Source organism: Microbacterium sp. P5_E9, from assembly GCF_054049175.1.
Window position 1 is genome coordinate 202,612 of the sequence record NZ_JBFUMV010000002.1, and the last position, 11,702, is coordinate 214,313.

Consider the following 11,702-nt stretch of genomic DNA (forward strand, 5'->3'; position numbering starts at 1 on the left):
CGGCGGCCCGGCGTCACGCGACGTCGATCACGCGGTGGCGGGCGACGACGTCAGCAGCGATCGTGCCGAGACCGTCCGGCGACGGACGACCGCGAGGATCGTCGCGCCGAACGCCAGGAGCGTCCAGATCGCGAGGCCGGCAAGGGCCGCGCCGACTCCGGATGTCGAGGTCAGCGCTGCGAGCATGCCGTTGTAGGCGGGCGCGGTCGGCATCAGCGAGGCGACGGATGCCAGCACCCCGGGCACCGTCGAGACCACCCCTGTGGCGATGGTGAGCGCGCCGACGAGGGCCGAGATCCACCGGCCTGCGCCGCTGAACACGGCGACCAGCGCCTGGTTCACCGCAGCGAAGGCGACGCCGGCCGCGACGCAGAGCCCTGCGAACAGCGACCACTGCGACCAGTCGTATGAGGCGGCCAGCTGCACGATGCCTGCGACCATCAGCCCCTGCAGGGCGCCGAGCGCGGCGGCGGGGAGGAAGGCGCGGAAGGCGAGCAGCGCCGACGGCCGGCGCGAGGCGAGCGACCGGCGGCTGACCGCCTGCAGGGCGACGAAGGTCGCCAGGCCGCCGAACCACAGCGCGGCGGTCACCAGCAGCGGGATCGCCGAAGCTCCGAACAGGCTCGTGCCCGCGCCCTTGGCGACGACCGGGTTGGAGACGACGTCGGCGAGGTCGGCCGCTTCGGTGTCGGTGTAGGTGGGGATCTTCTCGGTCGCGGTCTCAAGTCCGGTGGCGAGCTGGTCGGTGCCCGAGGCGAGCTGGGCTACTCCGTCGGCGAGGCTCTGCGCGCCGGTGGCGAGCTGATCGCCGCCGCTCGAGAGCTGCGACGCGCCGCTCGCGAGCTGGCGTGCGCCGTCCGCGGACTGCGTCGTACCGGCCGCCAGCTTGTCGAGGCCGCTCGCGAGTCCGCGCGCGCCGTCTGCGGCATCCGTCAGTCCGCTGCTGGTCTGCGAGGTGAGCGTGCCGATGCCGGCTGCCGTGGGGGCGGCGTAGCCGCTGGCCGTGCCGGCGCTCACGGCCGCCGCGCCGGCGTCCTGCGCGGCAGCTCCGGCATCCGTCGCGAGGGTCTGTGCGCTCGCGAGTGCCGCGGTCACGCGCGTGCAGTAGTCCACCGACGCGCCTGATGCCGCGCAGTCGGCGTCGAGACCACCCAGGGTCGTGGCGAGGGCTCCGGCGGACTGCGCGACGCCGCCCACCTTCCCGGCGAGGGCGGCGGTCTGGTCGGCGGCGGTCTTCGCATACTGGGCAGTCGCCTGGGCGGCGCCATTCAGCTCGGGGCTCTGCACCTTCGTGGCAGCGCCATCGAGCCCGGCGGCCAGGTCGGTCGCACCGTTCGAGGCGAGGCCGATGCCCGAGGCGATCTGGTCGAGACCGCCGGCGAGCGCGGTGGCTCCCGACGAGATCCCGCCCGCACCGGCGGCGAGCTGCGTGACGCCGCCGGGCAGCTGAGCCGCGCCGTCGGACGCCTGCTGCGCGCCGTCGGCGAGCGTGCGGGCGCCGCCGGCTGCCTCGCCGAGCTGGTCGCCCAGTGTCGTGAAGCCGAGGAACACGTTCTCGAGGTACACCTGCGAGAGCTGCTCGCCCATCAGCGACGCCGCAGCCTGGGTCACCTGCGCCGTGATGGCGTCGTCGACGATGAGCGCGTCGGGGGCGGTCTGCACCTCGAGGGTCGCCTGCTCGGGCGTGCCGCCCGGCGCGGTCGAAGTCGCGGCCGCGGAGAAGTTCTCCGGAATCGTGATGACGGCGTCGTAAGTGCCGTCCGCGAGGCCCTCTTCCGCGTCGTCGGCGTTGGAGATGGTCCAGGTCAGGTTGCTGTCCTGCTCGTCGGAGCCTTCGACGAGGCCCGCGGTCAGCTGGCGTCCGAGCGGCACGAGCTGGTCGTTGATCGTCACCGGCTCGTCTTCGTTCACGATCGCCGCGTTGAGGCTGTCGAGCCGCTCAGCGGGGTTGTAGAGCGCGGCCACGAGGATGCCGCCGATCACGACGGGCAGCAGCAGCACCCCGATGAGTGTGATCCAGGTGACCGGCCGCCGCGAGCGGGCGCGTTCGATGATGTGGGGAATTCCGGCGCTGGTCATGCGGACACCTCGGCGGGAGTGGGAACGGAAGAGCGGGAGACATCGAGCACCGGCACGCTCGCGCGGCCGGCCTCGGCGAAGAACGCCTGCGCGCCGACGGGGTCGACCGCGGAGGCGAGGACGGTGGTGGATGCCGCGTCCCGCAGCATGGCGGCGGCGCGGTCGCGCTCGGCCCCGGCCGGGATCGCGTCGATCCCGTCGATCACGAGGAGCGACGTGCGCCCGCGCAGGGCGAGCCGCAGCTCGTGGAGCGGGTCGGGGGAGCCGTGCAGCAGCGCGACCCCGACGTGCGCCCGCACCCAGGCGCTGCGCTCCGGCAGCAGGTGACCGGCCACCCGGAGGCGGCCGCCGGTGGGCATCACGCGCCCGGCGATGGTCAGCAGCAGCGCCGTGTTCGCCGCGGGGGACGCGCTCGTGACGACGAGCGCCGCGCCGGGCTCGACGCGCACGGACACCGCCTCGATGAGCGGGATCCCGTCGGCGTTCACCTCGAGCTGCTCGGCGACCACGACCGCGGTGGAGTCCGGCCCTGGCCAGTTCGCGAGGGCCAGCTCGCGCTCGACGGCCTCGCCCTCGATGTCGAAGTGGGGGAGCACCCGGTCGAGCCAGCGCGGCATCCACCACGCCTTCTCGCCGAGGAGTGCCATGACCGCGGGAACCAGTGTCATGCGCACGACGAACGCGTCGATCGCGATCCCCACCGCGAGCCCCAAGGCGATCGGCTTGAGCGTGGCGTCGCCCTCCGGGACGAACGCGGCGAAGACCGCGAACATGATGACGGCGGCCGCGGTGACGACGCGGGCGGATGCCGTGAACCCCGACCGGACCGTGCTCACCGCGAGTGCGCGATCGGCGCCGCCGGCGCGGGCGCGGGCGTGGACGAAGTCCTCGCGCATGCGTGAGACGAGGAACACCTCGTAGTCCATCGCGAGGCCGAACAGCACGCCCATCAGGATGATCGGCATGAAGCTGATGATCGGTCCGGTTCTGCTGACGTGGAGCGCCTCGCCGAACCAGCCCCATTCGAAGACCGCCGCCACGACGCCGAAGGCGGCCATCACGGAGAGCAGGAAGCCGGCGGCGGCCTTGATCGGCACCCAGATCGAGCGGAATACGATGGTGAGCAGCACGAGCGACAGACCGACGACGAAGATGCCGAAGGGCAGCAGTGCAGCGCCGAGGCGGTCGGAGATGTCGATGGCGACCGCGGTGAATCCGGTGACCTTGAGGTCGACGCCGTATTCGTCGAGGAGGCGGTCGTGCTGGTCGCGCAGCTCGCGCACGAGGTCAGCGGTGGCGGGGTCGTCCGGAGCGGTCTCGGTCACGATCTGGATGATGCCGGTGTCGGCCGTCGCGTTCGGGGTCGCGAGGGCGACCTCCTTGACGCCCGGGATCTTCTCGATCTCGTCGGACAGATCGGCCATCAGGCCCAGCGGATCGGTCGACGTGACGATCGTGCCGGTCATGATGAGCGGGCCGTTGAAGCCGGGGCCGAAGTGCTCGGACGCCAGGTCGTACGCCTGACGGGCCTCGCTCGAGGTGGGCTGCATGCCGGCGTTGGGCAGAGCCAGCCGCAGGCTCGCAGCCGGGATCGCGAGGATGCCGAGGCCGACCACCACGGCGACCGTGGTGATGATCGGATGCTTCGTCACCCCGTTGACCCAGACTGTCGCGAAGCCCCGTCGCGCGGGCTTGACCACGGCATCCGCGTTCCGCGCGCGGCGCGGCGCGCGGGCCTTCCAGCCGACGACCCGGCCCTTGGCGAAGCCGAGGAACGCCGGCGTGAGCGTGACCGCGATGAGGACGGCGATGGCGACCGCGACGGATGCCGCGATGCCCATCGTCGTGAGGAACGGGATGTTCGCGAACGAGAGGCCGATCAGGGCGATGAGCACCGTGACGCCGGCGAACACGACTGCCGACCCCGCGGTGCCGTTGGCGCGGGCGGCCGATTCGTCCGGAGCCATGCCGGTGCGCACCTGGTCCTGATGCCGCGCGGTGATGAACAGGGCGTAGTCGATGCCGACGGCGAGACCGAGCATGACGGCCAGAAGCGGCGTGGTCGCCGAGATCGAGGCGAACGCGGTCGCCACGAAGATCAGCGAAACCGAGAGCGCCACGCCGATGATCGCGCTGGTGAGCGGGAACCAGGCGAGCCGGAACGAGCGGAACGTCACGATGAGCACGAACAGGGCGATCAGCACGCCGGCCGCCTCGATGAGCGAGATGGTCGGCAGCGAGTTCGAGAAGAGGTCGCCGCCGACGGCGACCTGCGAGCCCTCGGGCAGCGCCTGCTCGAGGTCGGTGCCGACCTCCTTGAGGTCGGCTTTGGTCTCGGGCGAGACCGAGGTGGCCTGTCCCTCGAACTGCATGCGGATGATGGCGGCATCGCCGTCGTCCGAGACCAGTCCCGACACCATCTCGTTGAACGGATCGGTGACGGCGAGCACCCCGTCGAGGTCTTCGAGAGAGCTGACCGCGTCTTCGATCGCCGAGGCGTACGGCTCGTCGTGCACGCTGTCGCCGTCCGCGGTGACGATCACGATCTGTGCGCTGGTGCCGCTCGCCTGCGGGAATGACCGGCCGAGCTGCTGGATGCCGGCCTGGGACTCGGTGCCGGGGATCGAGAACGAGTTGTCGGTGCCCTTCATGAACAGAGCGGCGCTGCCGCCCGCGATGCCGAGCAGCAGAAGCCAGGCGACCAGCACACGCCACGGGTGTCGGTACGACCAACGCCCGAGCGAATAGAGGATGGTGGACACGGGAGCCTCCGGGTCGACAGATTGCGATGCGCCGGTGGTCCGGCAGGGTCAGTTGAGTACAGTCTCGATACGCCGGTGTATCCAATACATAGATGTATCGTAGATTCGGATCTCAACGCAAACCTGAACGTGCGGTGTGAATCCAGCGAAAGGAGCGACGGTGACCGATGTCGTCACGTCTCGCCGGCGCGATCTGACGCGCCAACGGCTGCTGGATGCCGCCGCCGAGGTCTTCGCCGAGGTCGGCCTGGACGCGGCATCCGTCGAAGCGATCTGCGAGCGCGCCGGTTTCACGCGCGGCGCGTTCTACTCGAACTTCGACTCGAAGGACGAGCTGTTCCTCGAACTGGCCGGCCGGGTCGCGGGGGAGCGCGTCGCGGCCGTCCGCGCGCGGGTCGCCGATCTCGAGACCGAGGGCGACCTCGGGTCTGCGCCGACCGACGCATCGGCGATGATCCAGCAGGTGCTCGATATCTCCGCGGACGACCGGCTCGGCATCCTGCTCATGAGCGAGATCCGCATTCGCGCGCTGCGCGATCCCCAGCTCGCCGCGGCCTACCTCGCCCAGGAGGCCGAGATGATCGGCAGCGTCGCGCAGATCATCGAGGACATCGTCCGGGTGCGCGCGCTGCGCCTGCGGGTCTCCGCCGTCGAAGCCGCTCGGCTCATGATCACGATCTGGGAAGGCACCTCGGTGCGGGCGGCGATGGCCGGTGTCGACTATGCCGAGATGTGCCGCCGCACCAACGACGAGCTCGGCCGCGTCGCCCAGCTCATCATCGAGCCGCCGGCGCACTGAGCAGCGCGTGGCACCGCTCGAGGCGGGCGAGCCACCACTGCTGCCGCTCCGGCGTTGCGGCGCGCGCGTCGAGGGACTCCACGTCGGGAGTCACCCTTCCGACCGGGAGCATTCCGCCGCGCGGCAGGAGCGGGGTCGCCGAGACATCCGCGGTGAACAGTGCGGCGGTGCCAAGGCCGCAGTCGTAGTCGAGGTCGGTCAGGGCGGCGGCCAGCGCCGCGCCCATCGCCAGTCCGACCGACGTGTCCAGGGCGCTGGAGACGACCGCCGGGAGCCCCGCCTGCGCGACGATCTCGAGCGCGCGGCGCACCCCGCCCAGCGGCTGGGCCTTGATCACGAGCAGGTCGGCCGCGCCCGCGCGGGCGACGGCGAGGGGATCCTCGGCCTTGCGCACGCTCTCGTCGGCCGCGATCGGAATGCCGAGATACTTCACCCGGCGGCGCAGCTCGGCGAGCTCCTCGACCGTGGCGCACGGCTGCTCGATGTACTCCAGGTCGAACTCCGCCAGGGCGTGCACCGCGTGCTCGGCCTCGTCGAGATTCCAGGCGCCGTTCGCGTCGACGCGGATCCGTCCCTCCGCGCCCATCGCGTCCCGCACGGCGCGCACGCGCGCGATGTCGTCGGCGAGGCTCTGCCCCGGCTCCGCGACCTTCACCTTCGCAGTCCGGCAGCCGTCGAAGCGCGCCAGCACCTCGGGGACGGATGCCGCGGCCACTGCGGGCACCGTGGCGTTGACGGGAATCTCGCGGCGCAGCGGCGCAGGCTGCGGCATCCATCCGAAGTCGATCGCCGCAGCCAGCCACGTCGCGGCTTCGCGGTCGCCGTACTCGAGAAAGGGGGAGAACTCCGTCCAGCCTTCCGGGCCTTGCAGCAGCACCGCCTCGCGGTTCTCGACTCCCCGGAATCTCGTCGCGAGCGGGAGCGAGACCACCCGCGCGGTGCCGAGGAGGTCGTCGAGGGAGGGGAGGGATGCCGCGGCGTCAGTGCTCACGGATCCATCATGCCCCTCGGCGGCGGTGTCGCTCGTCGCGTGTCACTCGCCGCGGTCAGGAGAGTCGCCCGTCCCCGGGCCGCACGACCCGGAGCCAGCGGTATCCATAGGGCGGCAGCTCGATCACGACGCTCTTGCGGTCGTCGAGTGCGATCCGGTCGGGGCCGAGCAGATCCGATAGGGACACGGCATCCGGATCGTCGCTCAGCGTGATGGTCGTCGTGACCGGGACGTCCGCGAAGTTGTGCAGGGCGATGAAGCGCCCCACGTCGGCGGCGAGCGAGTGCGCGAGGACGGCGGGCTGATCCTGCTCGAGCACCTCGAACCGGCCCCAGCCGAGCTCGGCGGAGGAGCGGTAGCGCGACGCAAGCCGCTGGACGAACTGCAGCAGTGAGTCGTCGTCGCCGAGCTGGTCGTCGACGTTGACGTGCTGCGGCGCGTAGCCGTCGGCAGGGGGCGACGCGACGAGTCGTGCGGGCGGCGCGGACGAGAACCCGCCGTTCTTGCCGCGGGTCCACTGCATGGGCGTCCGCACCGACTGGCGTCCCTGGATCTCGATGTTCTCGCCCATCCCGATCTCCTCGCCGTAGAAGAGCACGGGGGTGCCGGGCAGGGTGAACAGCAGGCTGTAGACCATGCGGATGCGACGAGGATCGCCCCCGAGCATCGGCGGGATCCGACGGGTGATGCCGCGTCCATAGACGCGCTGCCGCTCGTCCGGCGCGAACGCATCGAACACCTCCTGGCGCTCTGCCTCGGTGAGTTTGTCGAGGGTCAGCTCATCGTGATTGCGCACGAAGTTGGCGTATTGCGACTCCGGCGCGATCTCGGGTCTGGCCTTGAGCGCGCGGATGAGCGGGGCGGGATCCGATCGCGCCAGCGAGAGGTAGAGCGCCTGCATCGAGTTGAAGTCGAACTGCAGAGTCAGCTCCTGGGCGCCGTGCACGCCGAAGTACTCCACCTGCTGGGCGTAGGGCAGGTTCACCTCTCCCAGGAGAACCGCATCGCCACGGCGACGCGCGAGGAAGCGGCGCAGATCGCGCAGATACTCGTGGGGGTCGCCGATGTCGACGCCCGGCGGCGCCTCGATGAGGAAGGGCACGGCGTCAACCCGGAACCCCGAGACGCCGAGTTCGATCCAGAAGCCGATCACCTTGGCGATCTCGTCGCGCACGTGCGGGTTGGCGATGTTCAGATCGGGCTGGTAGCGGTAGAAGCTGTGCAGGTAGTACTGCCCGCTGGTCTTGTCGAGCTCCCACACGCTCGACTCCTCGCCAGGGAACACGGTCTGCGCCTGCTTCTTGGGGGGCTTGTCGACCCACACGTAGAAGTCCCGGAACTTCGCGTTCCGGCCGCGCCGCGCATTGACGAACCACGGGTGCCTGTCGGAGGTGTGGTTGACCACGAGGTCGACGATGACGCGGATGCCTCGATCGCTGGCGGTGCGGAGCAGTTCGACGAGATCGCCATGCGTGCCCAGTCGCGGATCGACCCCGTAGAAGTGGGTGATGTCGTAGCCGTCGTCACGGTCTGGACTCGGGTAGAACGGCATCAGCCACAGGCACGTCACCCCGAGGTCGGCGAGGTAGTCGATCCGCTGCGCGAGCCCGGAGAGGTCGCCCACCCCGTCGCCGTCGGCGTCGAAGAAGGTCTCGACGTCGAGGCAGTAGACGACCGCGGTCTTCCACCACAGGTCGCTCGTGTCGGTGATCTTCACAGGGCCTCCCTCAGCCGGGGGATGAGCTCATGCTCGCAGCGACGCAGGAACTCCTCCTGGTCCTTGCCGACGTGATGCAGGTAGACGCGGCCGAAGCCGCATCGCACGAGCTCGGCGATCCGTTCGGCCAGTTCGCCGGCGTCCTGGGCGACGAGCACCGCGTCGCGCATCTCGGCATCGGTCGGCTCGCCGGCGGCCGCATCGAAGGCCTCGGGCTGGGCGATGTCCCAGGCCTGATGCGGCGGCACGAGGCCGTTGCGCCATTGATCCTTCGCGACGGCGAGGGCCTCGGCATCCGTCCGCTCCAGCGAGAGATGCAGCTGCAGGACCGCAGGTCCGCGTCCACCGTGCTCACGATAGGCGGCGACGACCTGTTCCAGAGCGGCGGGCGGCTGGGCGACCGTGGCGAGTCCGTCCGCCCAGCCGGCGACCCAGGCCGCGGTCTCGGCGCCGACCGCGGCGCCGAAGAGCGGCGGGGGTGTCGCCGGGCGGCTCCATACCTTGGCCTGGTGCACGCGGACCAGACCGTCGTGCGTCACGGTCTCGCCGGCGAGGAGCCGGCGGATGACGTCGACGCTCTCGGCCAGGCGCTGGTCGCGGTCGTCCTTGGCCGGCCAGGGGTCGCCGGTGATGTGCTCGTTCATCGCCTCGCCGCTGCCCAGCGCCGCCCAGAATCGGCCGGGGAACATCTCGCCGAGGGTCGCGATGGCCTGTGCCACGATCGCCGGGTGATAGCGCTGGCCGGGGGCGTTCACCACGCCGAGCGAGAAGGATGTCGTGGCCAGCGCCGCACCCAGCCAGCTCCAGGCGAATCCTGACTCGCCCTGCCGGATTCCCCACGGCGCGAAGTGGTCGGAGCACATCGCGCCATCGAATCCGGCAGCTTCGGCGCGACGGACGGAATCGAGGAGGATGCTCGGGGGGAGCTGCTCGTGCGAGGCGTGGTACCCGATGAAGACCATCGCCCGAGTCTCGCCGAGGCGGGTCGCGCCGGGCAGGGGCTTGCACGGCGGCGATGGATGGGCAAGAGCGCAACGCGCTCGAGAACATCAATGTGTCATTGACTATAGTGTGTGAGACACAGTACAGTGTGAGACATGAGCGAGACGGAAGCACTCGACACGCACCTGCAGGAGCTGCGTCGCGGCACCGTCGTGCTCGCGTGCCTGCGACTGCTCGAGCAGCCCGGCTACGGCTACGGGCTGCTCGAACAGCTCGGCGCGCGCGGGTTCGACACGGATGCCAACACCCTCTACCCGCTGCTGCGCCGACTCGAGAAGCAGGGGCACCTTACGAGCGAGTGGAACACCGACGAGGCGCGGCCTCGCAAGTTCTACCGCACCAGCACGGCAGGCGCGCGCCTGGCCGCAGCACTCACCGATGAATTCCGCGCGATCGCAGGTGCGATCGACGCACTTGGACAGGAGGACTGACATGACCTCGACACTCACCGACCGCTATGTCGACGCTGCGATGCGCACCGTCCCCGAGAAGCAGCGCCCCGACCTGTCGGCCGAGCTCCGCGCGTCGATCGGCGACCAGATCGACGCCCGCGTGGAAGGCGGCGATGCCCCGGAGGCGGCCGAGCGAGCCGTGCTCACCGACCTCGGCGACCCCGACAAGCTGGCGGCGGGCTACACCGACCGGCCGCTGCACCTGATCGGGCCTCGGTACTATCTCGACTGGTGGCGGCTGCTGAAGCTTCTGCTGTGGATCGTCCTGCCCTTCGCAGCGTTCGGCGTCGCCCTCGGCCTCACACTCGCCGGCAAGCCGTTCGGCGAGATCGTCGGCACGGTCTGGGTCGTGCTGCTCACCACGACCGTGCACCTCTTCTTCTGGACGACGCTGGTGTTCGCCGTGGTCGAGCGCAGCGGGTCCGCCGGCGCGAAGCCCCTGACGGTCTGGACGGTGGACCACCTGCCGGAGCCGCGCGCTCAGGGCGCAGGGTTCGTCGACATGATCGCCAACATCGTGTTCCTCGCGATCGGCGCCGCCGCTCTCGTCTGGGACCAGACGATCGGCTTCGGCTTCGCCTGGATCGACGATCTCCCTCCGGTCCTCAACCCCGGACTGTGGCCGTGGTGGATCGCGGTGCTGCTGATCCTCATGGCGGTGGAGGCGGGCCTCGGCGTGATCGTGTACCTCGTCGGCCGCTGGACCATTCCCCTCGCCGTGACCAAGACGCTCCTCGATCTGGCAATCGCCGTCCCCGCGATGATCCTGCTCGTGAACGGCCGGCTGCTGAATCCGGCGTTCTTCCCCGCGGTCATCCCCGACGCCTCCGATGCCGCCGAGGTTGCCTCGATCATCGCTGTCATCACGGGGTTCTGCATCGTCGGGTTCACCATCTGGGGCATCATCGACGTCTTCCTGAAGGCGCGTCGCGCCCGCTGACGGCCTCGGGCCCCGGACGAAACGTCCGGGGCCCGAGCTGTGCCCGGCGCCCTAGGCTGGCCCCATGCTTCTCGACACTCCCGTGCGCCTCGGCGTGCAGCTGCAGCCCCAGCACGTCACCTACCCGCAGCTGCGCGACGCGGTGCTGCAGCTGGAAGACCTCGGCGTCGACATTCTCTTCAACTGGGACCACTTCTTCCCGCTCTCCGGCGATCCCGACGGACTGCACTACGAGGCGTGGACGATGCTCGGCGCGTGGGCCGAGCAGACGGAGCGTGTGGAATTCGGATGCCTCGTCCACTGCAACAGCTATCGCAATGCCGACCTGCAGGCCGATATGGCCCGCACCCTCGACCACATCAGTGCGCGTGACGGCGTCGGGCGATTCCTGTTCGGCGTCGGCGCCGGCTGGTTCGAGCGCGATTACGACGAGTACGGGTACGAGTTCGGCACCCCGGGATCGCGCCTGAACGACCTCGCCGATGGCCTCGAGCGCATCACGACCCGGTGGGACAAGCTCAACCCGCCGCCCACCCGCCGCATCCCGATCATGATCGGCGGCAAGGGCGAGCAGAAGACGCTCCGGCTCGTCGCGCGGCACGCCGACATCTGGCACAGCTTCGTGCCCGCTGAGGAAGTGGCGCACAAGCTCAGCGTGATCGAGCAGTGGGCGGAGAAAGAGGAGCGCGACACCTCGACGCTCGTCATCTCGAACGAGCTTCATCGCCGTGGCGAAGACGTCGCCGATGCGCTGTACGACGTCGGCACGCGCATCTTCACCCTCGCATTCCCGGGCCCCGACTACGACTACGACCTCGTGCGCTCCTGGCTGCGCTGGCGCGACGCCAAGAACGGGTCCTGACCGGGCGTTACATGCTCGGGCTTTGGAAGCGCGCGTTGTGATGCGCGGTCTGGGCTGCGAGTGCCACCGGGTCCACACGCCGCGAGGCCGCATCGGCT

9 protein-coding genes are annotated in these 11,702 nt (G+C 70.3%); 4 read left to right on the forward strand and 5 right to left on the reverse strand.

The window, feature by feature from the left end; genetic code table 11:
- Positions 1–27 precede the first annotated feature (27 nt).
- A complete protein-coding gene (locus tag ACXJ3V_RS04190; protein ID WP_457099005.1) occupies positions 28–2,079 on the reverse strand; it encodes a YhgE/Pip domain-containing protein in 2,052 nt (683 codons plus the stop codon).
- A complete protein-coding gene (locus ACXJ3V_RS04195; RefSeq protein WP_457099006.1) occupies positions 2,076–4,841 on the reverse strand; it encodes an efflux RND transporter permease subunit in 2,766 nt (921 codons plus the stop codon). The genes ACXJ3V_RS04190 and ACXJ3V_RS04195 overlap by 4 nt, the downstream gene beginning before the upstream one ends.
- Positions 4,842–5,001: 160 nt before the next feature.
- Here ACXJ3V_RS04195 and ACXJ3V_RS04200 point away from each other — a divergent pair, with 160 nt between their 5' ends.
- Positions 5,002–5,640 (forward strand): TetR/AcrR family transcriptional regulator, encoded by a 639-nt coding sequence (locus ACXJ3V_RS04200; RefSeq protein WP_457099007.1) that lies wholly within the window; start codon positions 5,002–5,004, stop codon positions 5,638–5,640.
- Here the strand turns inward: ACXJ3V_RS04200 and ACXJ3V_RS04205 are convergent.
- The 3 genes from ACXJ3V_RS04205 to ACXJ3V_RS04215 are packed head-to-tail and all read right to left on the reverse strand — an operon-like array spanning position 5,618 to position 9,310.
- Positions 5,618–6,631, reverse strand: coding sequence for an o-succinylbenzoate synthase (locus ACXJ3V_RS04205; RefSeq protein ID WP_457099008.1), 1,014 nt, complete (start codon positions 6,629–6,631; stop codon positions 5,618–5,620). The genes ACXJ3V_RS04200 and ACXJ3V_RS04205 overlap by 23 nt on opposite strands.
- Positions 6,632–6,686: 55 nt before the next feature.
- Positions 6,687–8,348 (reverse strand): alpha-amylase family protein, encoded by a 1,662-nt coding sequence (locus ACXJ3V_RS04210; RefSeq protein ID WP_457099009.1) that lies wholly within the window; start codon positions 8,346–8,348, stop codon positions 6,687–6,689.
- Positions 8,345–9,310 (reverse strand): TIGR03885 family FMN-dependent LLM class oxidoreductase, encoded by a 966-nt coding sequence (locus ACXJ3V_RS04215; protein WP_457099010.1) that lies wholly within the window; start codon positions 9,308–9,310, stop codon positions 8,345–8,347. The genes ACXJ3V_RS04210 and ACXJ3V_RS04215 overlap by 4 nt, the downstream gene beginning before the upstream one ends.
- Before the next feature lie 135 nt (positions 9,311–9,445).
- Here ACXJ3V_RS04215 and ACXJ3V_RS04220 point away from each other — a divergent pair, with 135 nt between their 5' ends.
- The 3 genes from ACXJ3V_RS04220 (at position 9,446) to ACXJ3V_RS04230 (ending at position 11,604) form a co-directional block, all read left to right on the forward strand.
- Positions 9,446–9,781, forward strand: a complete 336-nt coding sequence (locus ACXJ3V_RS04220) for a PadR family transcriptional regulator (protein ID WP_457099011.1) — start codon at positions 9,446–9,448, stop codon at positions 9,779–9,781.
- A gap of 1 nt (position 9,782) precedes the next feature.
- Positions 9,783–10,742, forward strand: coding sequence for a permease prefix domain 1-containing protein (locus ACXJ3V_RS04225; RefSeq protein WP_457099012.1), 960 nt, complete (start codon positions 9,783–9,785; stop codon positions 10,740–10,742).
- Between the two features lie 64 nt (positions 10,743–10,806).
- Positions 10,807–11,604 (forward strand): LLM class F420-dependent oxidoreductase, encoded by a 798-nt coding sequence (locus ACXJ3V_RS04230; RefSeq protein ID WP_457099013.1) that lies wholly within the window; start codon positions 10,807–10,809, stop codon positions 11,602–11,604.
- Positions 11,605–11,702: the final 98 nt, after the last annotated feature.

Bases quoted from the DNA above. Each gene is read 5' to 3' on its own strand.
- ACXJ3V_RS04190 (WP_457099005.1), bottom strand. From the start codon at position 2,079: ATGACCAGCGCCGGAATTCCCCACATCATCGAACGCGCCCGCTCGCGG.
- ACXJ3V_RS04215 (WP_457099010.1), bottom strand. From the start codon at position 9,310: ATGGTCTTCATCGGGTACCACGCCTCGCACGAGCAGCTCCCCCCGAGC.
- ACXJ3V_RS04220 (WP_457099011.1), top strand. From the start codon at position 9,446: ATGAGCGAGACGGAAGCACTCGACACGCACCTGCAGGAGCTGCGTCGC.
- ACXJ3V_RS04225 (WP_457099012.1), top strand. From the start codon at position 9,783: ATGACCTCGACACTCACCGACCGCTATGTCGACGCTGCGATGCGCACC.
- ACXJ3V_RS04230 (WP_457099013.1), top strand. From the start codon at position 10,807: ATGCTTCTCGACACTCCCGTGCGCCTCGGCGTGCAGCTGCAGCCCCAG.